27 protein-coding genes are annotated in these 25,566 nt (G+C 70.4%); 14 read left to right on the top strand and 13 right to left on the bottom strand.

The genetic code is table 11. The features are described 5' to 3' along the window. Positions 1-92 precede the first annotated feature (92 nt). The 4 genes from ABWO84_RS05705 to ABWO84_RS05690 are packed head-to-tail and all read left to right on the top strand — an operon-like array spanning position 93 to position 2,063. Entirely contained in the window at positions 93-647 is a 555-nt protein-coding gene (locus tag ABWO84_RS05705; RefSeq protein WP_353113442.1) for a DUF4190 domain-containing protein, read from the top strand. Positions 648-700: 53 nt separating this feature from the next. Then, positions 701-1,060: a DUF3099 domain-containing protein gene (locus ABWO84_RS05700; protein ID WP_353113440.1), complete on the top strand. Its 360-nt coding sequence runs from the start codon at positions 701-703 to the stop codon at positions 1,058-1,060. After that, entirely contained in the window at positions 1,057-1,254 is a 198-nt protein-coding gene (locus ABWO84_RS05695) for a hypothetical protein (RefSeq protein ID WP_353113438.1), read from the top strand. Before ABWO84_RS05700 ends, ABWO84_RS05695 begins: the two co-directional genes overlap by 4 nt. After that, positions 1,251-2,063: an SURF1 family cytochrome oxidase biogenesis protein gene (locus tag ABWO84_RS05690; RefSeq protein WP_353113436.1), complete on the top strand. Its 813-nt coding sequence runs from the start codon at positions 1,251-1,253 to the stop codon at positions 2,061-2,063. The genes ABWO84_RS05695 and ABWO84_RS05690 overlap by 4 nt, the downstream gene beginning before the upstream one ends. 81 nt (positions 2,064-2,144) lie before the next feature. Here the strand turns inward: ABWO84_RS05690 and ABWO84_RS05685 are convergent, their stop codons facing one another. Continuing rightward, positions 2,145-2,780 carry an HAD family hydrolase gene (locus tag ABWO84_RS05685; protein WP_353113434.1) on the bottom strand — a complete coding sequence of 212 codons (636 nt, stop codon included), beginning with the start codon at positions 2,778-2,780 and terminating at the stop codon, positions 2,145-2,147. Between the two features lie 41 nt (positions 2,781-2,821). Beyond that, positions 2,822-4,420, bottom strand: a complete 1,599-nt coding sequence (locus ABWO84_RS05680) for an ABC-F family ATP-binding cassette domain-containing protein (RefSeq protein ID WP_353113432.1) — start codon at positions 4,418-4,420, stop codon at positions 2,822-2,824. A gap of 165 nt (positions 4,421-4,585) precedes the next feature. On the opposite strand from ABWO84_RS05680, the gene ABWO84_RS05675 reads away from it, so the two are divergent. The 4 genes from ABWO84_RS05675 to ABWO84_RS05660 all read left to right on the top strand — a co-directional run bounded on the left by ABWO84_RS05675 (position 4,586) and on the right by ABWO84_RS05660 (position 8,656). Next, complete coding sequence (locus tag ABWO84_RS05675) at positions 4,586-5,263, top strand: DedA family protein (protein WP_353113430.1); 678 nt, start codon at positions 4,586-4,588, stop codon at positions 5,261-5,263. A gap of 5 nt (positions 5,264-5,268) precedes the next feature. After that, a complete protein-coding gene (locus ABWO84_RS05670; RefSeq protein ID WP_353113428.1) occupies positions 5,269-6,606 on the top strand; it encodes a sensor histidine kinase in 1,338 nt (445 codons plus the stop codon). Continuing rightward, positions 6,603-7,274, top strand: a complete 672-nt coding sequence (locus ABWO84_RS05665; protein WP_353113426.1) for a response regulator — start codon at positions 6,603-6,605, stop codon at positions 7,272-7,274. Before ABWO84_RS05670 ends, ABWO84_RS05665 begins: the two co-directional genes overlap by 4 nt. A 101-nt stretch (positions 7,275-7,375) precedes the next feature. Beyond that, positions 7,376-8,656: an acyltransferase family protein gene (locus ABWO84_RS05660; RefSeq protein WP_353113424.1), complete on the top strand. Its 1,281-nt coding sequence runs from the start codon at positions 7,376-7,378 to the stop codon at positions 8,654-8,656. A gap of 4 nt (positions 8,657-8,660) precedes the next feature. Here the strand turns inward: ABWO84_RS05660 and ABWO84_RS05655 are convergent, their stop codons facing one another. Genes ABWO84_RS05655 through ABWO84_RS05645 form a run of 3 tightly spaced genes read right to left on the bottom strand, consistent with a single transcriptional unit; the run spans position 8,661 to position 10,505 of the window. Beyond that, entirely contained in the window at positions 8,661-9,257 is a 597-nt protein-coding gene (locus tag ABWO84_RS05655; protein WP_353113422.1) for an energy-coupling factor transporter transmembrane component T family protein, read from the bottom strand. Further along, positions 9,254-9,937 carry an energy-coupling factor ABC transporter ATP-binding protein gene (locus ABWO84_RS05650; RefSeq protein ID WP_353113420.1) on the bottom strand — a complete coding sequence of 228 codons (684 nt, stop codon included), beginning with the start codon at positions 9,935-9,937 and terminating at the stop codon, positions 9,254-9,256. The genes ABWO84_RS05655 and ABWO84_RS05650 overlap by 4 nt, the downstream gene beginning before the upstream one ends. After that, on the bottom strand, positions 9,927-10,505 hold the full coding sequence (locus ABWO84_RS05645) for a biotin transporter BioY (protein ID WP_353113418.1): 579 nt from the start codon (positions 10,503-10,505) through the stop codon (positions 9,927-9,929). Before ABWO84_RS05645 ends, ABWO84_RS05650 begins: the two co-directional genes overlap by 11 nt. A gap of 70 nt (positions 10,506-10,575) precedes the next feature. Here ABWO84_RS05645 and ABWO84_RS05640 point away from each other — a divergent pair, with 70 nt between their 5' ends. Further along, positions 10,576-11,118, top strand: a complete 543-nt coding sequence (locus ABWO84_RS05640; RefSeq protein ID WP_353113416.1) for a TetR family transcriptional regulator — start codon at positions 10,576-10,578, stop codon at positions 11,116-11,118. Here the strand turns inward: ABWO84_RS05640 and ABWO84_RS05635 are convergent. The 7 genes from ABWO84_RS05635 to sufB form a co-directional block, all read right to left on the bottom strand. After that, positions 11,093-12,514 (bottom strand): MFS transporter, encoded by a 1,422-nt coding sequence (locus ABWO84_RS05635; RefSeq protein ID WP_353113414.1) that lies wholly within the window; start codon positions 12,512-12,514, stop codon positions 11,093-11,095. The two genes, ABWO84_RS05640 and ABWO84_RS05635, sit on opposite strands and share 26 nt — an antisense overlap. Beyond that, complete coding sequence (locus tag ABWO84_RS05630) at positions 12,511-13,671, bottom strand: MalY/PatB family protein (RefSeq protein WP_353113412.1); 1,161 nt, start codon at positions 13,669-13,671, stop codon at positions 12,511-12,513. The genes ABWO84_RS05635 and ABWO84_RS05630 overlap by 4 nt, the downstream gene beginning before the upstream one ends. Before the next feature lie 106 nt (positions 13,672-13,777). Further along, on the bottom strand, positions 13,778-14,107 hold the full coding sequence (locus tag ABWO84_RS05625) for a metal-sulfur cluster assembly factor (protein ID WP_353113410.1): 330 nt from the start codon (positions 14,105-14,107) through the stop codon (positions 13,778-13,780). 9 nt (positions 14,108-14,116) lie between these two features. Beyond that, positions 14,117-14,887, bottom strand: coding sequence for a Fe-S cluster assembly ATPase SufC (sufC, locus tag ABWO84_RS05620; protein ID WP_353113408.1), 771 nt, complete (start codon positions 14,885-14,887; stop codon positions 14,117-14,119). Between the two features lie 35 nt (positions 14,888-14,922). Continuing rightward, on the bottom strand, positions 14,923-15,252 hold the full coding sequence (locus ABWO84_RS05615) for a non-heme iron oxygenase ferredoxin subunit (RefSeq protein ID WP_353113406.1): 330 nt from the start codon (positions 15,250-15,252) through the stop codon (positions 14,923-14,925). Continuing rightward, positions 15,249-16,400 (bottom strand): Fe-S cluster assembly protein SufD, encoded by a 1,152-nt coding sequence (gene sufD, locus ABWO84_RS05610; RefSeq protein ID WP_353113404.1) that lies wholly within the window; start codon positions 16,398-16,400, stop codon positions 15,249-15,251. The genes ABWO84_RS05615 and sufD overlap by 4 nt, the downstream gene beginning before the upstream one ends. A 2-nt stretch (positions 16,401-16,402) precedes the next feature. Then, entirely contained in the window at positions 16,403-17,821 is a 1,419-nt protein-coding gene (gene sufB, locus ABWO84_RS05605) for a Fe-S cluster assembly protein SufB (RefSeq protein WP_353113402.1), read from the bottom strand. Positions 17,822-18,053: 232 nt separating this feature from the next. Between sufB and ABWO84_RS05600 the strand changes: the two genes are divergently transcribed. Then, positions 18,054-19,040: a COX15/CtaA family protein gene (locus ABWO84_RS05600; protein WP_353113400.1), complete on the top strand. Its 987-nt coding sequence runs from the start codon at positions 18,054-18,056 to the stop codon at positions 19,038-19,040. A 45-nt stretch (positions 19,041-19,085) separates the two neighbouring features. Further along, positions 19,086-19,535 (top strand): dinucleotide-utilizing enzyme, encoded by a 450-nt coding sequence (locus tag ABWO84_RS05595; RefSeq protein ID WP_353113399.1) that lies wholly within the window; start codon positions 19,086-19,088, stop codon positions 19,533-19,535. Positions 19,536-19,596: 61 nt separating this feature from the next. Here ABWO84_RS05595 and ABWO84_RS05590 read toward each other — a convergent pair whose 3' ends face one another. Next, positions 19,597-20,517 carry a heme o synthase gene (locus ABWO84_RS05590; protein ID WP_502915397.1) on the bottom strand — a complete coding sequence of 307 codons (921 nt, stop codon included), beginning with the start codon at positions 20,515-20,517 and terminating at the stop codon, positions 19,597-19,599. Between the two features lie 214 nt (positions 20,518-20,731). Between ABWO84_RS05590 and tkt the strand changes: the two genes are divergently transcribed. From tkt to ABWO84_RS05575, 3 genes are read left to right on the top strand one after another with little or no spacing between them, the layout of a single operon-like run. After that, positions 20,732-22,834: a transketolase gene (gene tkt / locus ABWO84_RS05585; protein ID WP_502915389.1), complete on the top strand. Its 2,103-nt coding sequence runs from the start codon at positions 20,732-20,734 to the stop codon at positions 22,832-22,834. Next, positions 22,831-23,943, top strand: coding sequence for a transaldolase (tal, locus tag ABWO84_RS05580; RefSeq protein WP_353113393.1), 1,113 nt, complete (start codon positions 22,831-22,833; stop codon positions 23,941-23,943). The genes tkt and tal overlap by 4 nt, the downstream gene beginning before the upstream one ends. Beyond that, positions 23,940-25,544, top strand: coding sequence for a glucose-6-phosphate isomerase (locus tag ABWO84_RS05575; RefSeq protein WP_353113391.1), 1,605 nt, complete (start codon positions 23,940-23,942; stop codon positions 25,542-25,544). Before tal ends, ABWO84_RS05575 begins: the two co-directional genes overlap by 4 nt. The last annotated feature ends 22 nt before the right edge of the window (positions 25,545-25,566 follow it).

Here is a 25,566-nt window from a genome sequence, read left to right as displayed (position 1 = left end):
ACATCCTATCCGGGGCCGCTCGCCGGCCCGCGGCGCGGGAGTTGACACGCCGATGCCCGGCTGAGAGCCTGGCGCTGATCGAAGGGACGCCGATGAGCGAACAGTACGGAGCAGGACCGTCGGAGCCCCGGCCGGAGGGAACGCCCCCGCTGCCGCAGGGCGCGCCGTACGCTCCTCCGCCCCTTCCCCTGGGCGCCTCCCCCGTCCCGCCGCAGAACCCCTACGGTGCGAGCCCGCCGGCCTACGGCGCCACCCCGCCGACGTACGGTACTCCCCCGACGTACGGCGCTCCCTCGGCGTACGGCGCTCCCCCGACCTACCCTCCGTCGTACTACACGCCCGTCCCGGTCCGGCCCACCAGCGGCCTGGCCATCGCCTCGATCGTCTGCGGCGGAGTCGGACTGCTGCTCGGCCCCGCCGTCCCGTTCCTCTGGTTCCCCCTGCTGATATCGATCGCCGCCATCGTGATAGGACACGTCGCGCTCGGCCAGCTCCGGAGGAGCCCCGGCATCGGCGGCCGCGGCCTCGCGATCACCGGGGTCATCATGGGATACGTACCGATAGCGCTGACCATCGTCCTCCTCATGCTCTTGCTCTTCGGCGCGCTCGCCTTCGGCTCGATCGCCTTGCCGTTCCTCAACAGGTGACCGTCGCGGAACGGTGATCCGGCGAGCCTCGCGCGGCGTAGGCTGGAGGCACCGTGAAGCACACCCACCACGCCCCCTCCGTCACCTCGCTGCCGCAGGCGCCGCACGACGAGGCGAGCCATCGCGTGCGCCGATACGCGCTCACGATGGGCATCCGCACGGTGTGCTTCCTGCTCATGGCGTTCGTGCAGCCGTACGGCTGGTGGACCTGGGTGTTCGGCATCGGCGCAGCCGTGCTGCCGTACATCGCGGTCGTGTTCGCGAATGCCGGGAGCGACAGCGATGAGGTGCTCGCCGAGTCGCCGCAGCAGCAGCTCGATCGTCCGGCGCCGACCGCCGCGCCGCCCGCTGAGGAGCAGGCGCAGGATCCCGGGATCCTCACGATCCACGAGAACCGGGACGAGCAGCGGTGACCGAAGAGCTCGAGTGCTCGCGCGCGGGATGCCGGCGGCCCGCGACGCACCACATCCTCTGGCGCAATCCGCGCATCCACGCCGAAGATCGCGTGAAGACCTGGCTCGCGTGCGATGAGCACGTCGGCTTCCTCGGGGACTACCTCCGCTCCCGCGAGTTCCCCGTCGAAGTGCGCGAAGGGCTGCCCGCATGAACAACAGGCTGGTGCGATGGACTGTCTACCTCCTCGTCGCCGCACTCTTCGCCCTGGTCTGCGCCTTCCTCTCGCACTGGCAGTTCGACCGCAACCAGGAGCGCAGCACGCAGATCGCCCTCGTCGAGCGCAACTATGACGCGAAGCCGGTCCCGCTCGCGGATCTCGTGGGGGACGACGGCGCGCTCCGACCCGCCGATGAGTGGCACCCCGTCACGCTGCAGGGGCACTACCTCGTCGACGATCAGCTGCTCGCACGCAATCGTCCGCACGGCGGCACGAGCGCGTTCGAGGTGCTCGTGCCCTTCCAGAACGACGACGGCCGGATCTTCATCGTCGACCGCGGGTGGGTGCCCCCCGCCGAGAACTCCGATCCGTCCGCGGTGCCGGCTCCCCCGGCCGGTGAGGTGACCGTGACCGTGCGCCTGAGACCGGGAGAAGCGCTGCCCGCATCGGGCCGCGGCGCTCCGCCCGGGCAGGTGCCCACGATCCACCTCCCGACCATCGCGGAGAAGGTCGGTGGAGGCGACGTGATCACCGGCGTCTACGGCCAGATGGTGTCGGAGACACCCTCTGCGAAGACGCTCGGCGCTTTCGGTTCGCCCACCGACGACCCCGGACCGCACCTCTCCTATGCGATCCAGTGGATCCTCTTCGCCGTCATGGGTTTCGCCTTCATCGGCTACGTCATCCGCACCGAGATCGTGAAGGCGAAGGAGGATGCCGGCGAACGCCCGAAGCGACCGGCCCGCCGCCGACGCGATCGTGACGCCGCCGACGAGGACGCGCTCCTCGACGAGCTCGTCTAGGAGCCCCGGGCCCTCCGCGCGGCTCCTCTCCCGCGGACACGCATCTGAGACCCCGGCGCCGCGGGCGATCGGTCGAGGCGGTCAGGCCTGCGCGGCGAGGTGCGGGATCAGCTCCGGAAGCGACACGATCCTCGTGACGCCGTCCGGCGCGGACTGATGTCCGGCATCGAAGTGGACGAACCCGGTGCCGAGGTCAGCGGCGATCTCCCGGTCGTGATTCGTGTCGCCGATCATCAGCACCTCGTGCGGCTGCAGAGCGGTCGTTGCGAACCACGCCGCGATGACGTCGCGTTTGGACGCTCCATAGGAATCGGAGATCGACAGGGTCTCTTCGAATCTCTCACGGACGGCGGAGTGCGGGGCGAGCTGGCGGGCGAGCGCCGCCGTGACCGTCGCAGAGGCGAGGACCTGCCGGATCCCCAGAGCCGCCACGGCGGCGAGCACGGACTCCGCCCCCGGATGGAGCGATGCCGTGTCGATGCGCTCATCGAGCCAGTCGAGGTACTGCGCCGCGGCCTCGCGGTACACGTCGTCCCCCAGGCCCGCATCGGCGTAGAACCGTCGGATGGGGAACCGGAAGGCGGCGCGGTACGCGGCCCGGTCGGCGAAGGGTGCACGGCCGTACGCGACGAGCACCCGGTCCATCACCTGCCGGCAGACGTCGACGTCGTCGAGCAGCGTGCCGTTCCAGTCCCAGCAGATCGCACGGATCGTCATCGCCGCAGCCTACGCCGAGGCCCCGACATCGACGCCGTCGATCACGCGAGCTCGATCAGCTCCTGGTACTCGCGGTTCCAGATGTCCTCGACGCCATCGGGGAGGATCAGCACCCGCTCCGGGTTCAGCGACGCCACGGCACCGGGATCGTGAGAGACCAGCACGACAGCGCCCTCGTAGTGCGCGAGCGCGCCGAGGATCTCCTCGCGCGAGGCCGGGTCGAGGTTGTTGGTCGGCTCGTCGAGCAGCAGCAGGTTCGCCGACGACACCACGAGGGTAGCCAGGGAGAGTCGGGTCTTCTCACCGCCGGACAGCACGCCCGCGGGCTTGAGCACGTCGTCGCCGGTGAACAGGAACGAACCGAGCACCTTCCGCGCCTCGGTCTCAGTGATGTCGGGAGCGGCCGACATCATGTTCTCCAGCACCGAGCGCGAGACGTCGAGGTTCTCGTGCTCCTGGGCGTAGTACCCGATCTTGAGGCCGTGCCCCGGCTCCAGCTGCCCGGTGTCGGGCTGGTCGACGCTGGCGAGGATGCGCAGCAGCGTGGTCTTCCCGGCACCGTTGAGCCCCAGCACCACGACCTTCGAGCCGCGGTCGATCGCGAGGTCGACGTCGGTGAAGATCTCCAGGGAGCCGTAGGACTTCGACAGCCCCGACGCCTGCAGCGGCGTCTTCCCGCACGGCGCCGGCTTCGGGAACCGCAACTTCGCCACGCGATCCGCCTGGCGGACGTCCTCGAGCCCGGAGAGCAGCTTCTCGGCGCGCGCGATCATCTGGTGCGCCGCCGCGGCCTTGGTCGCCTTGGCACCGAACTTCGCGGCCTGCAGCTGCAGCGCGGTCGCCTTCTTCTCCGCGTTCGCACGCTCCTTCTTGCGGCGCTCCTCGTCCGCCACCCGCTGACGCAGGTAGTTCTTCCAGTTCATGTTGTAGACGTCGATGATCTGGCGGTTCGCGTCGAGGTAGAACACGCGGTTGACCGTCTCGCCGACGAGCTCCACGTCGTGGCTGATGACGATGAGCCCGCCCTTGTAGTTCTTCAGGAACTCGCGCAGCCAGACCACGCTGTCGGCGTCGAGGTGGTTCGTGGGCTCATCGAGGATCATGGTCCCCGCATCGGAGAAGAGGATGCGGGCCAGCTCGATGCGGCGCCGCTGCCCGCCCGAGAGCGTCTTGAGCGGCTGGTCGAGGATCCGGTCGGGAAGCGAGAGATTGTGCGCGATCGAGGCCGCCTCGGCCTCCGCCGCATAGCCGCCCATCGCCTCGAACCTCTCGGTGAGGTTCGCGAAGCGACGCATCGCCTTCTCCGCCACCTTCGCGTCGTCGGACCCCATCTCCTCGGAGGCCTTGGCGATGCCCAGCGTCAGCGTGCCGAGGCCGCGTGCATCGAGGATGCGCGTGCGGGCGAGCATCTCGGGGTCGCCCGATCGCGGGTCCTGCGGCAGGTAGCCGAGCTCCCCCGACTTGGTGACCTTTCCGCCCGAGGGCAGCAGGTCACCGGCGAGCACCTTGGTGAGCGTGGTCTTGCCGGCGCCGTTGCGTCCCACCAGACCGATCTTGTCGCCGTCGGCGACACGGAACGACACGTCAGACATCAGCAGACGGGCGCCCACGCGGATCTCGAGGTCGTGCACGGCGAGCACAGCAGCATCCGTTCTTCGGAGGTGGAGAGATGACCGACTGGCCAGCCTCCCAGTATACGTGGCGGGTCGCGGGCGGATCGCCCACCGGTGATCGATACCGGGGTATGAGCGGGATACCTCCGCGGAGGGATGTGCACCCGCAGCCCTCCTCCTTACCGTCGAAGGGTGGACGCCATCAACGACTTCATCCTCACCGCCGCCGCCTCCCCGTGGATGCTGCTGGTGATGTTCGCCGTCGCCGCGATCGATGCGATCTTCCCGCCCGTCCCCAGCGAGACCGTGCTCGTCGCGGGCGCTGCGGCGACGGCGGCATCGGGCAACTGGCCGACGCTCGCCGCCCTGTGCGCCGTCGCCGCCCTCGGCGCGGCGCTCGGCGACAACCTCGCGTATGCGCTCGGACGCGTGATCGGCACGAACAGGTATCGGTGGATGCGGCGGCCGCGCATCGCCGCCGCGTTCGAACACGCCCAGCAGGCGCTGGGGCGCAGCGGTGCGACGCTCATCATCGGCGCGCGTTACATCCCGGTCGGGCGCGTGGCCGTCAACGTGTCCGCCGGCGCGCTCGGATACCCTTGGCGCCGGTTCCTGCCGATCAGTGTGATCGCCGGGCTCACCTGGGCCGTCTACGGGGCGGTCATCGGCGTGCTCGCCGGGAGCTGGCTCGCCGATCAGCCTCTGCTGGCCGCAGCGCTCGGCGTGGTGATCGCCGTCACCGTCGGCATCGTCGTCGATCGCATCGGCGCCGCCCGGCGCCGCGCCCGCGCCCGCGCTCTCCGGGATGCACCGGCTTCCTCCGCGGAAGACGACCGGATCCGGATCGAGCCCGCCCGGATGGCAGGATGACTCCTATGCGACGGACGGCCCAGAAGACTCCGCGCGCCCGCCGGGCTCCGCGGGCGGAGAGGCCGCGCCCGCAGAAGGCCCCGCGCTCTTCCCGTCCCCGGGACGAGCGCTGGCTCGTCCGCCGTCTCCTCACGCCGCTCGCACGACGACTGCGCAGCCGCAACATCGCGACGGTGACCCTCCTCTCCATCGCCGCCGTCGTGCTCTACGCGGTCCTCGTCCCTGTGCACACCGCCCTCTACGGCACCTTCCTCCCCTACGCGATGGTGCTGGGGGCGGCTGCCGTCGGCGCACCGCTGGTCGGTCTGCGCCGGCCGGCCCTCGCCGTCGGCCTGTTCCTCGGAGCGGCCGTCCTGCTGCCGCTGCTCACCTCCCACGACGCGTCCTCGGCGCGCTGGCCCTGGCCGTGGTCGGTGCCGATGCTCATCGCCTTCTCCGTCTTCATCGCGGCGATGACGTTCGAGCACGGCTGGCGACGCGGCCTCGTGCTCCTCGCGGCGGGCGCCGCGGCCTCGCTGCTCCCGGTGATCGTCCTCCCCCAGGAGGCGCCCCCGAACGCCGTCCTCGCCGATCTGGTGGTGACCACCTCGGTCGCCGTGATCGTGCTGCTCATCGCCACGCTGATCGCCGGCCGCGTCCGCGTCGGCGACGAGCTGCTCCGCGAGCGCGCGCAGACCGCGCAGGAGCAGGCCCGCCGCGAGCTGGTCGAGGAGCGCACCCGCATCGCCCGGGAGCTGCACGACATCGTCGCCCACAGCATGTCCCTGATCCAGGTGCAGTCGTCGACCGCGCGCTACCGCCTGCCCAGGCTGGCGGACGACGCGGCCGCCGAGTTCGACGGCATCGCCGCCACGGCACGCGGATCGCTCACCGAGATGCGCCGCATCCTCGGTGTGCTCCGCACCGAGGACCACACGGCCGAGCTCGCGCCCCAGCATGGCCTCGACGACATCCCCGCGCTCGTCGAGACGACGCGTCGCGCGGGCGCCGACGTCGTGCTCGCCGGCGCCGTGGACGGCGATGCCGACGCCGCCGTGCAGGTCGCCGCCTATCGCATCGCCCAGGAGGCGTTGAGCAATGCCGTGCGGCACGCGGCCGGCGCACCGATCACGGTGCTGCTGCGCGCCGATGCGGGGACGGTCTCGGTGCAGGTGCGCAATGCCCCGGTCCCCGGGGAGCCCCCCGCTCCCGCGCCCGGACGCGGCGGCCACGGGCTGCGCGGCATGGCGGAGCGCGCGGAGCTCCTGGGCGGCGAGGTGGTGACCGGAGCCGATGAAGATGGAGGATGGACGGTGGCCGCACGCCTGCCGAGGCACCCGCGTGTCCAGGAAGGGACTCCATGACGATCCGCGTGCTCATCGCCGATGATCAGGCCATGGTGCGCGCGGGCTTCGCGGCGCTCCTCGACGCCCAGGACGGCATCTCCGTCGCAGGGCAGGCCGCGGACGGCACGGAGGCGGTGACGCTCGCCGCGCGCCTCGACCCCGACGTCATCCTGATGGACGTGCGGATGCCCGAGCTCGACGGCATAGCCGCGACACGACGCATCCTGGGACCGTCCTATCCGGCGGCGCACATCCCCCGCATCCTCATGCTGACGACCTTCGACATCGACGACTACGTCTACGACGCGATCGAGGCGGGGGCGAGCGGCTTCCTGCTCAAGGACGCGCTCCCCGAGGACCTGGTGCACGCCGTCCGCGTGATCGCGTCGGGCGACGCCCTGCTCGCCCCGAGCGTGACCCGGCGGATAATCGAGCACTTCTCCTCGCGCCGTCCGCGGGCACGCCGAACGGACCCCGCCTTCGCCGAGCTCACCGAGCGTGAGCGGGAAGTGCTCGTGCTGATCGCGCAGGGCCGCTCGAACACCGAGATCGCGGCTCAGCTGTTCATCGCCGAGCAGACGGTGAAGACGCACGTCGGCAAGGTGTTCGCGAAGCTCGGTCTCCGCGACCGCGTCCACGCGGTGATCTACGCCTACGACAGCGGTCTCGTCGAACCGGCGTCCTGAGCCTCATACCCGGGTATCGGACGATTCGACACCGGCGGGTGATGCCTCGCCGGACATCGGCTCCATAGCCTCCAGGGACAACGCCCACCCCGGAGGTTCGAATGTCCCGCAGCAAGCCGACCCGCGACACCGCGATCGACCTGGTCCGCGCCCTGTGCGTGGTCTGCGTCGTCGTGCTCCACTCCCTGATGGTGGGCGTCACGCTGACCCCCGACGGTCCGCTCTTCGCCAACGCCGGTGAGAGCGGCTGGTGGCTCATCCCCGTGAGCTGGGTGCTCCAGGTGATGCCGCTGTTCTTCGTCATCGGAGGATTCGCCGGCTACACCGCCTACCGCAGGATGCAGGACCGCGGTCGATCGGGCACGGACTTCGTCGTCGGCCGGATCCATCGTCTGCTGCTGCCGGCGGCCGCCGTCGTGGGCACGGCGGGGATCGGGCTGACCCTGCTCGGGATCGCGGGAGTGCCGGGCGACCTCATCGCCATCGCCGGATACCGCTTCGGACAGCCGCTGTGGTTCCTCGCCGTCTTCCTCCTCTGCCAGGCGCTGCTCCCCGCGCTCGCACGGGCCCATCGCGCCGCCCCGTTCCGAACGATCCTCGGGCTCGCAGGCTCGGCGGTCGCGGTGGACGTGCTGCGTGCGTCCTCCGGGATCGAGGCGCTCGGCTTCCTGAACCTGGCCTTCGTCTGGCTCACCATGCAGCAGCTCGGATTCTTCCTCGCGGAGGGGCGGATCGACGCGCTCTCCCGTCGCACGCGGCTGATCGTCGGAGGCGGGGCTCTGGCGCTCCTCGCGATCGCCTTCGTCACCGGCGTCTACTCCCCCGACCTCATCGCGAACATCAACCCGCCCACAGCGGCGCTGATCCTCGTGGGAATCGTGCACACCAGCGCGTTCTCACTGCTGCGCGCCCCCATCGCGGCCTTCGCCTCGGGGCGACGCGCCGCGGCTTTCACGGCCTTCGTGTCGGAGCGCGCCATGACCATCTACCTCTGGCACATGACCGTGCTGCTCGTGCTCGCCGGCGGCTCTGCGTTCCTCGCATCGGCATCGCTCCTCTCCCTCCCCGATCCCGCGTCGGCGGCATGGTGGCTCGGCCGTCCGCTCTGGCTGGCGCTCGCCCTCGGCATCACCGCGCTCATCAGCGTGCCCCTCGCACGAATCGAGGCGCTGCGTCCGCCGATCGGCCGGGTCCCGGCCGGGCGCGCCGCCGCCGCCGCGATCATCGGCACCGCGTCCGTCGCGATGCTCCTCATCGCCGGGACCTCGACGGCGACCGCGGCCTTCGCCGTCGCGATGATGCTCGGCGCGCTGCTGCTCGCGACCCCGTCGTCGACGGCGCCGCTCGCGGCGCCCCGGCCCGCGCTCCTCGGGGCGGCGTGACCCTTTACCCGGTCAGTCCGCGGGCGGCGAGCGAGTCCCCGACGTCGTCGGCGTGCCTCATCGTGAGCACGAGCAGCGGAAGCGCCGCCCGCGGACCGATCCGGATCCCGCGTGCGCGGTGCGCATCTCGCACCTGCGCCGCCAGCGAGCCGATCACCGGGATCATCGCGATCGCGAGTGACACGGTCAGCGCCGCGATCGCCGGATCGACGCCGATGCGACGCAGTGGGCCGAGGAGGCGCTGCAGCACGTCGAGAAGCTCGCCCATCCTCGTCGTCCTCGTCACGAGGTCCGCCAGCAGCAGGAGCGCGACCACCCGCCCGGTGTTCCGCACGGCGGTCTCCGGCCCCGCGAAGATCCAGAGCGCGACGCCGAGGATGAGGATCAGCCAGATCAGCCGTCGCCATGCCGCCCCGAGCATCCTCAAGGGCAGTCCGGCGATCGGATAGAGCGCACAGACCACGAGCAGCACCGCCGGAGCGCCGAGCGGACCGAGCGGGAGCAACGACAGCGCCAGCGCGCAGACCGCGAGAACGCCGAGCTTCGCACCGGCGGGGAGCCGATGCAGGAAACCGTCTCCCGGCCGGTAGAGCGAGATCACGGACACGCCCCGCGGTAGGCGGCGATCACATCGCGCGGGTCGCCCATCGCGCTGACGGCTCCGCCCTCGAAGAGCACGGCCTCCTCGCAGCGGGCGGCGAGCTCGAGATCGTGGGTGACGAGCACGACAGGCGCGTCCAGGGAGAGGAGCAGATCGCCCACGCGACGGGAGTTGCGCAGATCGAGCAGTGTCGTCGGCTCATCCGCGACGACGAGCTCCGGCTCCGTGGCCAGCACCGACGCGATCGCCAGCAGCTGCCGCTGCCCGCCGGACAATGCGGACGCCGGAGTATCCCGATGCCCCTCGAGCCCGTAGACGGCGAGGACTTCGGCGACCTTCACCGGCAGATCGGCTCGCGGAACACCCCTCAGCGACAGCGCGACGTCTTCGGCGGGCGTCGGCATGAGGATCTGTGCTTCCGGATTCGTGAACACGAAGCCGACTCGGCGTCGCAGCTCCTTCGCGTCACGGACGGGGTCGAGCCCGAGCACGCGGACGCTCCCCTCTCCGGCGACCCGCAGAGCGTTGAGCATCCGCACGAACGTGGACTTCCCGGAGCCGTTCGCGCCGATCACCGCCGTGCTGCGCGCGCCGAGAGCGAGCGTGATGCCCGAGAGGATGGTCCGCCCGTCTGCCTCGAGCCCGACGCCGTCGAACCGCGCCCAGGGCTCAGCCGGCATGCACGAGCCTGGACCGCTCGGAGAAGGCACGCGGATAGGCGCGGTGCAGGCCGACGACCAGGACGGTGGCGATCGCCGCCTTCACCAGATCGCCCGGCACGAAGAGCAGGCTCGACAGTGCGGTGGGTCCGAGCGGCACGCCGGTCACCATCGCCTGCACGGGGATGCCGAGCGCGTAGACCGAGACGATCCCGCCCGCGACCGCGGCGGTCGCCGCCCGCCACCAGGCGAAGCGCCCCGACCGCATGACCAGCCCGATCACGACCGCTCCGAGTACCCAGCCGATCAGGTAACCCGCCGAGGGGGCGACGAAGACGCCGAGGCCTCCGCGTCCGCCCGCCAGCACGGGCAGGCCGATCGCCGCGAGGGCGAGCACGACGAGCACGGCCAGTGCACCGAGACGCGGACCGAGCACGAGCCCGGCGAGCATCACGCCGAGGGTCTGACCCGTGATGGGCACGCCTCCGGGGAGCGCGACGTTGACGATCCCGAGCACGACGATGAGCGCGGCGAAGACGGCGATGCGGGCGATGTCCGCGCCGAGCGGGCGGGGGCTGCTGGCGGTCATGATGGTCCTTTCGGGAGGGGCGGGCGTCCTGAACAGTGTTCACCTGAACGCCGTTCAGTATAGTGATCCCATGAGCTCCGTCCGACACGACCGAGAGTCCGTGTCCGCCCTCGCCCTCGACCTGCTCGATCGGGTCGGCCTCCCCGATCTGTCGATGCGACGCCTCGCGGCCGAGCTCGACGTGCAGCCGAGTGCCCTGTACTGGCACTTCGGCAGCAAGCAGGAGCTCCTCGCGGCCGTCTCCGACCGCATCCTCGCAGGCGTCCCCGAACGCGGCCCGGAAGCCGACCTCCCCACGGTCGCGTCCGGCATCCGCGATGCGCTGCTCGCTTATCGCGACGGCGCCGAAGTCGTCATGTCGACGCACGCCCTCGGGCTCGGCGACGCGCGCGCGCCGGGCGCCCTGCGGGCCGTACTGGGCGATGACGCCGCCGCCGACGCCCTGTTCGCGTTCATCCTGGGGCACACGATGCTCGTGCAGCAGCGGATGCACGCCCAGAGCGTGGGCGCCGCCGAGAGCCCGGACCACGATCCGTCCCCGGACGCCGATCGAGTCTTCCACGCGGCCGTCCGCGCGTTCGCGGCCATCAGTCCGGCGGTGCGGTCGCGCTGAGCCCGCCGCGCGACGCGGTGCGTTCCGCGAGCCCGTCTCCGAGGCGCGTGCCCGGGATCGCGGAGACCAGCAGCACGGCCGCCGCGAGCAGGAACACCACGGGGAAACCCGATCCGGCGATCGGCAGGCTGACGAAGAGCAGCCCGGCCAGGGCGATCGTCACCGCGGATCCGGAGGAGTCGGAGATCGACAGCGCCGAGGAGTTGAACCCCTCGTTCGCGGGCGTGGAGTAGGCGAGGGTGAGCACGGTGAGCCGCGGATAGAGCATTCCCATCGCTCCCCCTGCGAAGCCCCAGAGCACCATCACCGCCCAGGGCAGCACCTGGCAGACGATGAGCGCGGTCATGCCGGCCATCACGGCGAGCAGCACGATCAGGCTCGCGGCCGCCATCCGTCTGCTCCCCCAGCGATCGCCGTACCGGCCCTGCAGCGCCGAGCCGCCCGACCAGGCGAGAGCGGAGGCCGTCAGAGCGAAGCCCGCGATCGTGGGACCGAAATCGAACCGCTCCATGAGCATCTTCGGCACATAGGCCTCCGCCGCGAAGAACGCGCCGGCGACCAGCCCTCGCATGAGCACGACGCTCGGGAGGCCGGGCGCCGCCCGAAGGGAGCCCACCGGGAGCAGAGGCCGGATGGCGACGGCGATCACCGCCACGGCGGCCAGCGCAAGGGGCCAGCCGGTCGACGGGGCCGCATCCGCCGCGAACCCGACGGTCACCGCCGCGATCGCCACGACCACGGCGAGCAGCACCCGCAGCCAGATCCGACCACCGGGGCTGCTGTCATCGGAGGCCTCCGGATGGGGCCCCAGATCGGCGTCGCGCAGCCGGACGGCGACGAGGACGAAGGCGAGCACCGTGAGCACGGCGACGCCGAGGAAGGTCCACCGCCAGTGCAGGTACTCCGCCACCGCGCCGGCGAGGAACGGCCCGATCATCGAAGGGACCACCCACGCCGCGGCGAAGGCCGCGAAGATCCGGCCGTGGAGGTATCCGGGATAGACCCTGGCGACCACCACGTAGAGCGCGACCGTCTGCCCGCCCGCGCCGAGACCCTGGACCAGACGACCCAGGATGAGCAGGTGCATGTCCGGAGCGGCGCCCGAGATGACCAGACCCGCGATGAAGAGGGCGACGGCTGTGTAGAGCGGCGCGCGAGGACCGGCCCTGTCGCTCCAGGCGCCGGTCGCCACCATCCCGATCACCCCGGTCGCGAGAGTGCCGGCGAACGCGACGGCGTAGAGGGCCTCGCCGTGGAGATCGGCGGCGACGAGCGGCATCACGGTCGTCACTGCGAGCGCTTCGAGGGCCGCGAGGAAGATCAGGACGACCGAGCCGACCGTGATCCCCAGCCGATGGCGGTCCCAGATCGTCGCGGAGGGCGCCTCGGCGCTCACTCCTCGACCAGCCGGGAGATCCGCGTCACTGCCTCGGAGATGATCTCCGGGCTCGTGCCGAAGTTCAGCCGCACATGACCTGCTCCCTCGGCGCCGAACGCCGGACCGAAATGCAGCGCGACCCTGCCCTCCCGAAGGATGCGCTTGGCCGGGTTGTCCCCCCATCCGAGCCCGGAGAGGTCGATCCACGCGAGATAGCCGGCGTCGGGCATGCGGTACCGCGCCGCGGGCAGCCGGCTGGCGAGCAGGTCCCCGAGCAGCCGGCGGTTCTCGTCGAGCGCCGCGAGCAGTCCGTCGAGCCAGACGTCGCTCTCCGGGGAGAAGGCCGCGATCGCGGCGAGGAGCCCGAACTGCCCGGTGCGCCAGACCACCTCGATCGGGAGTCCCCGCAGCACCGCCGCGTGCTCCTCGGAGGCGGCGACCATCAGCGCGCACTTCAGCCCCGCGAGGTTGAAGGCCTTGCTCGCGCTCGTCACCGCGAAGCCGACGCGCGCGGCCGCGTCACCCGCGGCGAGGAAGGGCGTGAATCCCGCGTCCGGCTGCACGAGGGGCGCATGGATCTCGTCGGACACGACGACGGCTCCGTGCCGTGCGGCGATCTCCGCGAGCTCCGAGAGCGACTCCCGGGAGTGCACGGTTCCGGTCGGGTTGTGCGGGTTGCAGAGCAGCACGGCGCGGGCGCCCGCGGACAGGGCTCGATCGATCGCCACGAGGTCGAGCGCCCACCCGTCGCCGACACGGCGGAGCGGAATGCGTTCGGCCGCGCCGCCGGCCTCCTCCACGAGGTCGAAGAAGGGCGGGTACACCGGTGCGGTCACGACGACCCCGTCCCCGGGGGCGATCACCCGGCGGAGGATCTCGACGATCCCCATGCTGACGTCGGCGGTCGTACGGATCCGCGAAGGATCGACGGTCCATCCGAAACGGCGGAGTGCGAAGGCGGCGAACACCTCGGCCAGCGGCGTGCGGGACGCGACATAGCCGGTGTCGCCGATGCGGACCGCCTTCTCCAACGCGGCGGACACGGCCGGGGCGAGCGGGAAGTCCGTCTCCGCGACGAACAGCGGAAGCACGTCGTCGGGATACTCGCGCCATTTCTCGCTGGACCGCTCCCGGAGCTCGTCGAGGGAGAGCGCGCGAATGGGGACGGCCGTCATGCTCCGAGCCTATCGATTGCACCCGCGCCACGGGTCGTTGGGCGAGCGCAGCGAGACGAAACGCCTCCGGCTCGAGTGCCGGAGGCGTTTCGTCTCGTCGCTGCGGTCAGATCGCGAAGCCGAGGGCGCGCATCATGTCGCGACCGTCGTCGGTGATCCGCTCGGGGCCCCACGGCGGCATCCACACCCAGTTGATGCGGAATCGGTCGACGACCTTGTCCAGCGCCTGCGCCGTCTGCTCCTCGAGCACGTCGGTGAGCGGGCAGCCGGCACTGGTCAGCGTCATGTGGATCACGAGGGCGTCGTTCTCGTCGTCCCAGGCGAGATCGTAGATCAGTCCCAGATCGACGACGTTGATCCCGAGCTCGGGATCCATCACGTCCTTCAGAGCCTCGGTGACCTCGTCGTACTTCTCGTCGGTCAGCGTTGCGGTCATGGCCTCAGCCTACGCTTCGATGGGCGCGGCGGGGTCGAGGAACCGGTCGTACCCCTCGTCCTCGAGACGGTCGGCCAGCTCGGGGCCGCCCTCCTCGACGATCTTGCCCGCGACCACCACGTGGACGAACTGCGGCCGGATGTAGCGCAGGATGCGGGTGTAGTGCGTGATGAGCAGCACGCCGAGGTTGGTCTCCTCCTTGGCACGGTTGACGCCCTCGGAGACGATCTTCAGCGCGTCGACGTCGAGGCCGGAGTCGGTCTCGTCGAGCACGGCGAACTTCGGCTTCAGCACCTCGAGCTGCAGGATCTCGTGGCGCTTCTTCTCGCCGCCCGAGAAACCCTCGTTGACGTTGCGCTGCGCGAATTTGGGGTCCATGCGCAGGTTGGCCATCGCGGACTTGACGTCCTTCGTCCACTGGCGGATCGACGGCGCCTCGCCGTCGAGCGCGGTCTTCGCGGTGCGCAGGAAGTTCGTCACGGTGACGCCGGGAATCTCCACCGGGTACTGCATCGCGAGGAACAGTCCGGCACGGGCGCGCTCGTCGACGGTCATCGCGAGGACGTCCTCGCCGTCGAAGGTGATCGTGCCCTGGGTCACGGTGTACTTGGGGTGCCCGGCGATCGTGTACGCCAGGGTGGACTTGCCGGAGCCGTTGGGGCCCATGATCGCGTGGGTCTCGCCCGTGCGGATCGTCAGGTCGATCCCGTTGAGGATCGGGGTGGTTCCGGCATCCGTCTCGACCGTCACGTGCAGGTCGCGGATCTCGAGGACAGACATTCAGACTTCCTTCGTCAGTTCTATGCGGACGCGGCTCAGGAGGCCGGCTTCGTCACGCTGGGGTCGATGAGCACGTCGTCGCCGTCGATCTCGACGGTGTAGACGGGGACGGGCTCGAAAGCGGGGAGGTTGAGGGGCTTGCCGGTGCGCAGCGAGAACGCCGAGCCGTGGGCCCAGCACTCCAGCGTGTCGCCTTCGACGAACCCCTCGGAGAGCGAGATGTCGCCGTGGGTGCAGGTGTCGCCGATGGCGTGCACCTCCCCCTCGGAGTCGAGGACGACCGCGATCGGCACGCCCTCCAGCTCGACACGCAGAGGCGTGTCCTGCTCGAGCTCGCTGAGCGCGCAGGCGCGCAGTGCGGTCACGCGTTCACCTCCGCGAGCTCGGCCTCGATCGCCGCGAGCAGCTCCTCCTCGAGGGAGGGGATGCCGAGGCGCTGCACGATGTCGCTGAGGAAGCCGAGGACGACCAGGCGCCGGGCCTGTTCCTCGTCGATCCCGCGCGCCTGCAGGTAGAAGAGCTGCTCGTCATCGAAACGACCGGTCGCGCTCGCGTGCCCGGCACCGACGATGTCGCCCGTCTCGATCTCGAGGTTCGGGATCGAGTCGGCGCGCGCCCCTTCGGTGAGCACCAGGTTGCGGTTGGCCTCGTACGAGTCGGTGCCCGTGGCGTCGGGACCGATCAGCACGTCGCCGATCCACACGCTGTGCGCGCTCTCACCCTGCAGCGCCCCCTTGTAGAGCACGTCGCCGACGGTGTGCTTCCCCTTGTGGAACAGGTACACCTGACTCTCGAGGTGCTGACCGGCGTCAGCGTAGGACAGCCCGTACAGGCGCCCCTCCGAGCCGTTCCCGTCGAGCTCGACGTTGGGGTTCACGCGCACCAGACCGCCGCCGAAGCTCACCACGGAGTGGGTCAGCGCGGAACCACGACCGACCTGCGCCTGGTGCGACGCGACGTGGATCGCGTCGTCCTGCCACTGCTGCACGCTGATGAGCGTGAGCCGAGCACCGTCGCGGACCAGGATCTCGACGTTCTGCGCGTACTGGGCGGAGCCGGTGTGGCGAAGCACCACGGTCGCCTGACTGTTCGCCGCGGCCTCGATCACCAGGTGACCGTCGGCGCGGCGGTCCGCGCCCTGACCGGTGATCGTGACGACGATCGGCTCGGCAACCTCCTCGTCCTGAGGGATGCCGATGTGCAGCGCCTCGACGGAGCCCTTCCAGGCGACCGCGGAGACGACGTCCTCCGGGCGGAAGAACTCGCCGCGCGGCGCGGCGCCGTCCGTCAGCGGAGCGCCGACGAAGCGCTCGTCGCTCACCTCGTAGACGACGCCGTCGTTGACGGGGGCCGTCTCGAACAGCCCGCTCAGCTGCGCGACCGGCGTGTGCTTCCAGTTGACCTCGCGCCCTGTGGGCACGCCGAAGTCGGACGGGTCGTACGAGTGCGGGCGCTCGGAACGGGTCTGCACCGGCACGAAGGCAGGCTCGACCTCTGTGTATGCCGTCGTCATGCTCAGCCGACCGATCCTTCCATGCCCATCTCGATCAGCTTGTTCAGCTCCATCGCATACTCCATCGGCAGCTCACGGGCGATCGGCTCGATGAAGCCGCGCACGATCATCGCCATGGCCTCGTCCTCCGGCATCCCGCGCGACTGCAGGTAGAAGAGCTGCTCCTCGCTGACCTTCGAGACCGTGGCCTCGTGCCCGAGCTGGACGTCGTCGACGCGGATGTCGATCGCCGGGTAGGTGTCGGACCGCGACTGGGTGTCCACCAGGAGGGCGTCGCAGCGCACGGTGTTCGCCGAGTGGTGCGCCGCGGCGTCCACGCGCACCTCGCCGCGGTACCCCGCGCGACCGCCGCCTCGTGCGATCGACTTCGAGACGATCGACGACTGCGTGTACGGCGCCATGTGGATCATCTTCGCGCCGGCGTCCTGGTGCTGACCGGGACCCGCGAACGCGACGGAGAGCGTCTCGCCCTTGGCGTGCTCGCCCATGAGATAGATCGACGGGTACTTCATCGTCACCTTGGATCCGATGTTGCCGTCGACCCACTCCATGGTCGCGCCCTCGTGCGCCACCGCGCGCTTGGTGACCAGGTTGTAGACGTTGTTCGACCAGTTCTGGATCGTCGTGTAGCGCACGCGGGCGTTCTTCTTCACGATGATCTCGACGACGGCCGAGTGCAGCGAGTCGCTCTTGTAGATCGGCGCGGTGCAGCCCTCGATGTAGTGGACGTAGCTGTCCTCGTCGGCGATGATCAGGGTGCGCTCGAACTGCCCCATGTTCTCGGTGTTGATCCGGAAGTACGCCTGCAGCGGGATCTCCACGTGCACGCCCTTCGGCACGTAGACGAAGGAGCCGCCCGACCACACCGCGGTGTTCAGCGCCGCGAACTTGTTGTCCCCCGGGGGGATGACCGTGCCGAAGTACTCCTCGAAGAACTCCGGGTGGTCGCGCAGCGCCGTGTCCGTGTCGAGGAAGATCACGCCCTGGGCCTCGAGGTCCTCGCGGATCTGGTGGTACACCACCTCGGACTCGTACTGCGCGGCGACGCCGGCGACGAGGCGCTGGCGCTCCGCCTCGGGGATCCCGAGCCGTTCGTACGTGTTCTTGATGTCCTCGGGGAGCTCCTCCCAGGACTGCGCCTGCTTCTCGGTGGAGCGGACGAAGTACTTGATGTTGTCGAAGTCGATGTCGCTGAGGTCGGCGCCCCAGGTCGGCATCGGCTTGCGCTCGAACAGGGAGAGGCCCTTGAGACGGGTCTTCAGCATCCATTCGGGTTCGCTCTTCAACCCGGAGATGTCGCGCACGACGGCTTCGCTGAGGCCGCGTTTCGCGCTGGCGCCGGCGGCGTCGGGGTCGTGCCAGCCGAACTCGTACACCCCCAGACCTTCGAGTTCGGGGCGGTCGATCAGCACATCCGACATCACACACTCTCCTCTACGGGCCGCAACGGTGTCATCCGCCCCGGCGCACCGTTCCCCCGTCGAGTCTCGCGGGGGGATGCGCCGCTGGTGGGCCCTCTCGTGGCGCTTGCCGCGCCTAGACTGTCAGGGATGCGTGCACGCATTCCGCGTGCATCCCGACGAATCCGATTCTACAGGTTCCGCCCCCTCCGCGGTCCGCTCGCGGCCGTATCCGGAGCGGAACGGAGAGCCCATGCCCGAAACAGCCGCGTCCGTCGAATCCCTCTCCCCTGCCGCCCGCCACGGTCGGTTCTGGAACTGGCTCCCCGATCACGTCGACACGCGCATCCGCGTCTTCGCCTGGCTGTCGTTCCTGGCCGAGACGATCATCATCGGCACCGGCGGCGCCGTGCGCCTGTCCGGATCGGGGCTGGGCTGCTCGGAGTGGCCGCTGTGCACGCCGGAGTCGCTCGTGCCGACCATCGAGCAGGGCTACCACGGCGTGATCGAGTTCGGGAACCGCACGATGACCGGGGTCGTCGGACTCCTCGCGCTCGCCGTCGTGATCCTGCTCTGGCGCATCCGGCGCGAACGCCGTGATCTCTTCACCCTCTCCGTGGTGATCCTGCTGGGCGGCATCATCCCCCAGGCGATCGTCGGCGGCATCACCGTCATCACCCGGCTGAACCCCTTCATCGTCGGCTTCCACTACACGGCGTCGCTGCTCCTGGTCTGCGTCACCGCGGCGTTCCTGCTGCGCATGGGGCAGCCCGCGGGCCCGCGCGAACGCGTCGTCCCCGCCTGGTTCGCGATGCTCACGCACGTGACCGGCCTCGCCCTCGTCCTCACGATCGCCTTCGGCGTGCTCACCACCGGCTCCGGACCGCACTCGGGAGACGCCGACATCAAGCGTCACGGATTCGACGCGTCGATCCTCGCGCACGTGCACTCCTGGCCCGGCTACATTCTCGCGGCGCTCGTGCTGACGCTGGCGATCCTCGCCTGGCAGATGCGGCTGCAGCCGCGCACCTGGCTGCTGGTGCTCATCCTCGCGATCGGCGTGCAGGTCGGCGTCGGCGTGATCCAGGCCCGCAACGGACTGCCCGAGGTGCTGGTGGGCATCCACATGGTGCTCGCGGCCCTCTCCACCGCGACCTACACGATCGTCGTGCTCATGCTGAAGAAGCCGGTCGCCGAGGGCGCGGCCCCCGCACCGGCCGCGTACGCAGCCGACGCATAAGCGCACCATAGGCCGCGCATCGGGGCCGCGGGCAGAGTGGCGGGCATGAAGACGACGACATCGCTCACCCGCAGCATCCCCTATCTCGGCCTCATCGTGCTCTCGCTCGCCGCCGCAGCCGGCGGCGGCTGGCTGGCCTCGCGCCAGATCAACACCATGACCACGACGATCCTCGCCGGCACGGCGACCGGCGTGGACGTCTACGCGGGGCAGAGCTGGACCATGGTCGGCGCCGCGCTGCTGGGGAGCGGCGTGCTCGGACTCCTGCTGGCGCTCGCGCTGGCCGCCGCGAAGGCTCTGATCCCGCGCGCGATCACGACCGCGGACCAGGACCGGGCGACGGACCATGATCGCGCGGCGGATGAGGACGCCCCGGTCGATCAGGCCCTCGTCGCGCCGGGGGCGGCGGCCCCCGCCCCCGGGGAGGAGGTCGTCCCCGCGGCGTCGGAGGACCCGGTCGACGCGGAGCAGGACGAGCCGGCGATCACGCGCTGACGAGGTCTCCGGAGAAGCAGGACGGCCGGCCCCCGGGTGCGGGGCCGGCCGTCCTCACAGGTCAGAACGGGAGCAGCGGATCGACCGCAACGGCCAGGAAGACCAACGTCAGATAAGTGATCGAGGCGTGGAACACGCGCATCGGGCGGGGCTCGGTGCCGCGCACCGCACGGTTGTAGAGACGGTGCGACTCGTAGATGAACCAGCCGCCGAAGACGAGGGCCGACGCCGTGTAGACCAGCCCCATGTCCGCCACGGGCACGAGGAGCAGCGAGCAGGCCACGGTCGCCCAGGCGTACAGGATGACCTGCAGACCCACCTGCGGCGCGGAGCGGGTGACGCCGAGCATCGGCACGTCGACGTCGTCGTAGTCGTCCTTGTACTTCATCGACAGCGGCCAGTAGTGCGGCGGTGTCCAGAGGAACACGAGCACGAAGAGGACCAGCGGAGGCCAGTCGAGCGACCCCGTCACGGCCGTCCAGCCGATCAGCACGGGGAAGCAGCCCGCGATGCCGCCCCAGATGATGTTCTGCTCGGTGCGGCGCTTGAGGATCATCGTGTAGATGACGACGTAGAAGAAGATCGCGACGGCGGAGAGCGTCGCGGCGAGCCAGTTCGTGGTCAGCCACAGCCACACCGTCGAGACGACGGCCAGCGCCCACGAGAACACCAGCGCTCCCCGCGGCGACACCTCGCCCGTGACGAGGGGCCGGTTCTCGGTGCGCTTCATGTGCACGTCGATGTCGCGATCGAGGTACATGTTGAAAGAGGCGGCGGAGGCCGCGCTCATGGCACCGCCGATCACGGTCGCCAGCACCAGCCAGAGGTCGGGCAGCCCCTTCTCGGCGAGGAACATCACGGGGACGGTGGAGACGAGCAGGAGCTCCAGCACCCGCGGCTTCGTCAGCGCGACGTAGCCGCGGAGCTTCTGGCCGATCGAGTACGTCCTGGCACCGGTCTGCGACGTGGTCGAGATCGCGATCGCCTCCTCCATGCGCAAGTCGACAGTTCCCTTCAGTCTATGGCACCGCCACGGCTCTCCCCGTCGCGTCGCCGTCGCGAAATCAACCGCGAAGCACCTTCCCGACACGACTATGCTGGGGACCACTCGCGCGCCCGAGCGCTGTGCACTCATCTCCGTGACGACGCGGATCGCGCAGGGGAATACGGGCGCCTTCTCAATTGTCAGAAGGAGCATGGCCGTGACGGAACTTGTTTGGAACGAGGTCGACCGGCGAGCGGTGGACACCGCCCGCATCCTGGCGGCGGACGCCGTCCAGAAGGTCGGCAACGGTCACCCGGGCACGGCGATGAGCCTCGCCCCCGTCGCATACCTCCTCTATCAGCGCGTCATGCGCCACGACCCGTCGGACACCGACTGGCTCGGCCGCGACCGCTTCATCCTCTCCGTCGGGCACTCCTCGCTCACGCAGTACGTGCAGCTGTACCTGGGCGGCTTCGGCCTCGAGCTCGCCGACCTCGAGGCGCTCCGCACCTGGGGCTCCCTGACCCCGGGGCACCCCGAGTACGGTCACACCAAGGGCGTGGAGATCACCACCGGCCCGCTCGGCCAGGGCCTCGCATCCGCCGTGGGCTTCGCCTACGCCTCGCGCTACGAGCGCGGCCTGTTCGACCCGGACGCCGCGGCGGGGACGAGCCCGTTCGACCACTACGTCTACGTCATCGCCGGGGACGGCGACCTGCAGGAGGGCGTGACCAGCGAGGCCTCCTCGCTCGCCGGCCACCAGCAGCTCGGCAACCTCATCGCCATCTACGACTCGAACCAGATCTCGATCGAGGGCGACACCGACGTGGCCTTCACGGAGGACGTGCGTCAGCGCTACGAGGCGTACGGCTGGCAGGTGCTGGAGGTCGACTGGCGCCGCACCGGGCACTACGTCGAGGACGTGCAGGAGCTGTACGACGCGATCGAGCAGGCCAAGGCCGAGACCGGCAAGCCCAGCCTCATCGTGCTGAAGACGATCATCGGGTGGCCCGCACCGAACAAGAGCGGCACGGAGTCGGTCCACGGCAACGCGCTCGGCGCGGACGAGGTCGCCGCCACCAAGGTGGTGCTCGGCTTCGACCCCGAGAAGAGCTTCGTCGTCGAGGATGCGGTGATCTCGCACACCCGCGAGCTCGGCTCCCGCGCGGCCGACGCCCGTGCGGACTGGCAGTCCGCCTTCGACGCCTGGGCCGCCGCAAACCCCGAGCGCAAGCAGCTGCTCGACCGTCTCGAGGCCCACGCGCTGCCCGCGGGGATCGCCGACGCGGTGCCCGCCTTCGAGGCCGGCACCGAGATCTCCACCCGCGCTGCCTCCGGCAAGGTGATCAACGCCCTGGCCCCTGAGCTGCCCGAGCTGTGGGGCGGTTCCGCCGACCTCGCCGGCTCGAACAACACCACCATCTCCCCCGCGGCGTCGTTCATCCCCGCCGAGTGGTCGACGCACGAGTGGAGCGGAAGCCCCTACGGCCGCGTGCTGCACTTCGGCATCCGCGAGCACGCGATGGGCTCGATCCTCAACGGCATCGTGCTGCACGGGCCGACCCGCCCGTTCGGAGGCACCTTCCTCATCTTCAGCGACTACATGCGCCCGGCGGTGCGCCTGGCCGCCCTGATGAACGTGCCCAGCGTCTTCGTCTGGACGCACGACTCGGTCGCCCTCGGGGAGGACGGCCCCACGCACCAGCCGATCGAGCAGCTGGCCTCCCTGCGCGCGATCCCCAATCTCACCGTGGTCCGGCCGGCCGATGCGAACGAGACCGCCGCGGCCTGGCTCGAGATCCTCAGCCGCCACGGCGGCCCGACCGGCATCGCGCTGACCCGCCAGAACATCCCGGTGTTCGCCCGCGGTGAGGGCGCGGCCGACGGAGACGTCTTCGCCTCGGCCGACAACACCTCCAAGGGCGCCTACGTGCTCGCCGAGGCCCCGGGCGGCACGCCGGACGTGATCCTCATCGCCACCGGATCCGAGGTGCAGCTCGCCGTCTCCGCCCGCGAGACGCTGGCCGCGGAGGGCGTGAACGCCCGTGTCGTGTCCGCGCCCTCGCTGGAGTGGTTCGCCGAGCAGGACGCGTCCTACCGCGAGCAGGTGCTGCCCGCGGCGGTCACCGCGCGCGTCTCGGTCGAGGCGGGATCGGTGCTCAGCTGGCGTGGCATCGTCGGCGACCGCGGCCGGTCGATCGGGATCGACCACTTCGGCGCATCCGCCGACTACAAGACTCTGTTCCAGAAGTTCGGCATCACCGCCGAGGCCGTCGTCGAGGCGGCACGCGAGAGCATCAAGGAGAACGCATGAGCACCCCCACCGCACAGCTGTCCGCCGCAGGCGTCAGCATCTGGCTCGACGACCTGTCCCGCACCCGCATCGCCTCCGGCAACCTGCAGCAGCTCATCGACACCCGCAACGTCGTCGGCGTGACCACCAACCCGACGATCTTCGCGAATGCGATCACCGACCCGTCCGACACCTCCTACGACGCGCAGGTCGCGGAGCTGGCGTCGACCGGCGCTTCCGCGACCGACGCGGTGTTCGCGGCGACCACCCAGGACGTGGGCGCCGCGCTCGACGTCTTCCGCCCGGTCTGGGAGGCCTCCGGCCACGTCGACGGCCGCGTCTCGATCGAGGTCTCCCCCGACCTCGCTCACGATACGGAGGGCACCATCGCCCAGGCGAAGGAGCTCTGGGAGCGGATCGACCGCCCCAACCTGCTGGTCAAGATCCCCGCCACCAAGGCCGGGCTCCCGGCGATCGCGGCCGCGATCGGGGCCGGCGTGAGCGTGAACGTCACCCTCATCTTCAGCCTCGAGCGCTACGAAGAGGTCATCGACGCCTATCTGACCGGGCTCGAGACGGCGAAGGCCGCCGGCATCGACCTGTCGACGATCCACTCGGTCGCGTCGTTCTTCGTGTCGCGTGTCGACACCGAGACGGACAAGCGGCTCACCGCGATCGGCACCGACGCCGCGGAGGCCCTCAAGAGCAAGGCCGGGCTCGCCAACGCCCGTCTCGCCTACGAGCTGTACGAGACGTCGTTCGCGTCGGACCGCGCCGCGGCGCTGCTCGATGCCGGCGCGAACCGTCAGCGCCCGCTGTGGGCGTCGACCGGCGTGAAGGACCCGGCCCTTCCCGACACCCTCTACGTCACCGAGCTCGTCGCAGCCGGCGTGGTGAACACCATGCCCGAGAAGACCCTCGAGGCGACCTTCGACCACGGCGTGGTCACCGGCGACACGATCACCGGAGGCTACGAGGAGGCGCGCGCCGTCTTCGCGGGCCTCGCCGAGGTGGGCGTCGACTTCGCCGATGTCACGCAGGTGCTCGAGGACGAAGGCGTCGCCAAGTTCATCGACTCCTGGCACGGGCTTCTCACCCAGGTCGCAGAAGGCCTCGAGGCGGCACGATGAGCTTCACCGCGCACGTCTCCGGCGCGGCGTCCGCCGCTGTCAGGACGACGGTGCCGCGACTCGTCGAAGACCTCGTCGCGACGAGGATCACCGGCGGCGATGCGACGCTCTGGGGCCCCGACGCCGAGGCCGAGGCGTCCAGCCGTCTCGGCTGGGTCGACGCGGTCTCGGTCTCCCGCCCGCTGGTGCCGGAGATCGTCGAGCTGCGCGCAGAGCTGGCGGCGCGAGGGGTCACCCGCTTCGTGCTCGCCGGCATGGGCGGTTCCTCCCTCGCCCCCGAGGTGATCACGCAGACCGCCGGCGTCGAGCTGACCATCCTCGACTCGACGGCACCGGGCCAGGTGCTCGCGGCGATCGACTCGGGCCTGCAGGACACGGCGCTGATCGTGTCGTCGAAGTCGGGCTCCACGGTCGAGACCGACTCGCAGCGCCGCACCTTCGAGGCGGCTTTCCGCGACCTGGGCATCGATCCCGCCGAGCGCATCGTCGTCGTCACCGATCCCGGATCCCCGCTGGACGTCTCCGCGCGTGAGGCCGGCTACCGGGTCTTCAACGCCGATCCGAACGTCGGCGGCCGCTACTCGGCCCTCACCGCGTTCGGGCTGGTGCCCTCCGGTCTCGCGGGCGCCGACGTCTCCGAGCTGCTCGACGAGGCCGAGGCCTCGCTGCTGCAGGTCGCGATCGACTCGCCGGAGAACCCCGCGCTGGTCCTGGCCGCCGCGATCTCCGCGACCGAGCCGCGCCGCGACAAGCTGGGTCTCGTCACCGACGGCACGCACATCGTGGGTCTCCCCGACTGGATCGAGCAGCTCATCGCCGAGTCGACCGGCAAGCAGGGCACCGGAGTCCTCCCCGTGGTGCTGCTGCCCGTCTCCCCCGAGCTCGACTCCCGCCCGGACGACCTCCAGATCGTGCGACTCGTCGACGACGCGGACGAGTTCCATCTGCGCGAGCGCCACGAGGGCGAGATCCTCGTCAGCGGCACGCTGGGCTCGCAGTTCGTCGTCTGGGAGTACGCCACCGCGATCGCCGGATACCTGCTCGGCATCGATCCGTTCGACCAGCCCGATGTGGAGTCGGCCAAGGTCGCCGCCCGGGGTCTGCTCGACGCCCGCCCCGAATCGGCGGCACCGGCGTTCGTGGAGGACGGCATCGAGGTGCGCGTCTCGGATCCGGCCCTCGCCGAGTCGGGGACGATCGAAGGCGTGCTCGACGCGCTCTGGTCGCGTCTTCCCGCCGACGGCTACGTGTCGGTCCAGGCCTACGTCGACCGTCTCGGCCTCCCGCAGCTCCAGGGGCTGCGGGAGATGGTCGCGGCCGATTCCGGACGGCCCGCCACCTTCGGCTGGGGCCCGCGCTTCCTGCACTCCACCGGCCAGTACCACAAGGGCGGCCCTGCACAGGGCGTCTTCCTCCAGATCCTGGAGCGGACGGATGTCGATCTCGAGATCCCGAACCGCCCCTTCACCTTCGGACAGCTCATCGAGGCCCAGGCCGCCGGAGACGCGGGCGTGCTCGCGCAGCACGGCCGTCCGGTCGTATCGTTGACGATCGCCGACTCGTCCGCGGACGTGCTGGCCCTGTTCGAAGCCGCTCAATAAGAATCACGATCGAGGCCCCCCA

The sequence above is a fragment of the Microbacterium sp. genome (assembly GCF_040394595.1).
GTDB lineage: Bacteria > Actinomycetota > Actinomycetes > Actinomycetales > Microbacteriaceae > Microbacterium.
This window is presented reverse-complemented; position numbering and strand designations above follow the sequence as displayed.

Bases quoted from the DNA above. Each gene is read 5' to 3' on its own strand.
- ABWO84_RS05705 (WP_353113442.1), top strand. From the start codon at position 93: ATGAGCGAACAGTACGGAGCAGGACCGTCGGAGCCCCGGCCGGAGGGA.
- ABWO84_RS05690 (WP_353113436.1), top strand. From the start codon at position 1,251: ATGAACAACAGGCTGGTGCGATGGACTGTCTACCTCCTCGTCGCCGCA.
- ABWO84_RS05685 (WP_353113434.1), bottom strand. From the start codon at position 2,780: ATGACGATCCGTGCGATCTGCTGGGACTGGAACGGCACGCTGCTCGAC.
- ABWO84_RS05670 (WP_353113428.1), top strand. From the start codon at position 5,269: ATGCGACGGACGGCCCAGAAGACTCCGCGCGCCCGCCGGGCTCCGCGG.
- ABWO84_RS05665 (WP_353113426.1), top strand. From the start codon at position 6,603: ATGACGATCCGCGTGCTCATCGCCGATGATCAGGCCATGGTGCGCGCG.
- ABWO84_RS05660 (WP_353113424.1), top strand. From the start codon at position 7,376: ATGTCCCGCAGCAAGCCGACCCGCGACACCGCGATCGACCTGGTCCGC.
- ABWO84_RS05650 (WP_353113420.1), bottom strand. From the start codon at position 9,937: ATGCCGGCTGAGCCCTGGGCGCGGTTCGACGGCGTCGGGCTCGAGGCA.
- ABWO84_RS05645 (WP_353113418.1), bottom strand. From the start codon at position 10,505: ATGACCGCCAGCAGCCCCCGCCCGCTCGGCGCGGACATCGCCCGCATC.
- ABWO84_RS05640 (WP_353113416.1), top strand. From the start codon at position 10,576: ATGAGCTCCGTCCGACACGACCGAGAGTCCGTGTCCGCCCTCGCCCTC.
- ABWO84_RS05630 (WP_353113412.1), bottom strand. From the start codon at position 13,671: ATGACGGCCGTCCCCATTCGCGCGCTCTCCCTCGACGAGCTCCGGGAG.
- ABWO84_RS05625 (WP_353113410.1), bottom strand. From the start codon at position 14,107: ATGACCGCAACGCTGACCGACGAGAAGTACGACGAGGTCACCGAGGCT.
- sufC (WP_353113408.1), bottom strand. From the start codon at position 14,887: ATGTCTGTCCTCGAGATCCGCGACCTGCACGTGACGGTCGAGACGGAT.
- sufD (WP_353113404.1), bottom strand. From the start codon at position 16,400: ATGACGACGGCATACACAGAGGTCGAGCCTGCCTTCGTGCCGGTGCAG.
- sufB (WP_353113402.1), bottom strand. From the start codon at position 17,821: ATGTCGGATGTGCTGATCGACCGCCCCGAACTCGAAGGTCTGGGGGTG.
- ABWO84_RS05600 (WP_353113400.1), top strand. From the start codon at position 18,054: ATGCCCGAAACAGCCGCGTCCGTCGAATCCCTCTCCCCTGCCGCCCGC.
- ABWO84_RS05595 (WP_353113399.1), top strand. From the start codon at position 19,086: ATGAAGACGACGACATCGCTCACCCGCAGCATCCCCTATCTCGGCCTC.
- tkt (WP_502915389.1), top strand. From the start codon at position 20,732: ATGGCCGTGACGGAACTTGTTTGGAACGAGGTCGACCGGCGAGCGGTG.
- tal (WP_353113393.1), top strand. From the start codon at position 22,831: ATGAGCACCCCCACCGCACAGCTGTCCGCCGCAGGCGTCAGCATCTGG.
- ABWO84_RS05575 (WP_353113391.1), top strand. From the start codon at position 23,940: ATGAGCTTCACCGCGCACGTCTCCGGCGCGGCGTCCGCCGCTGTCAGG.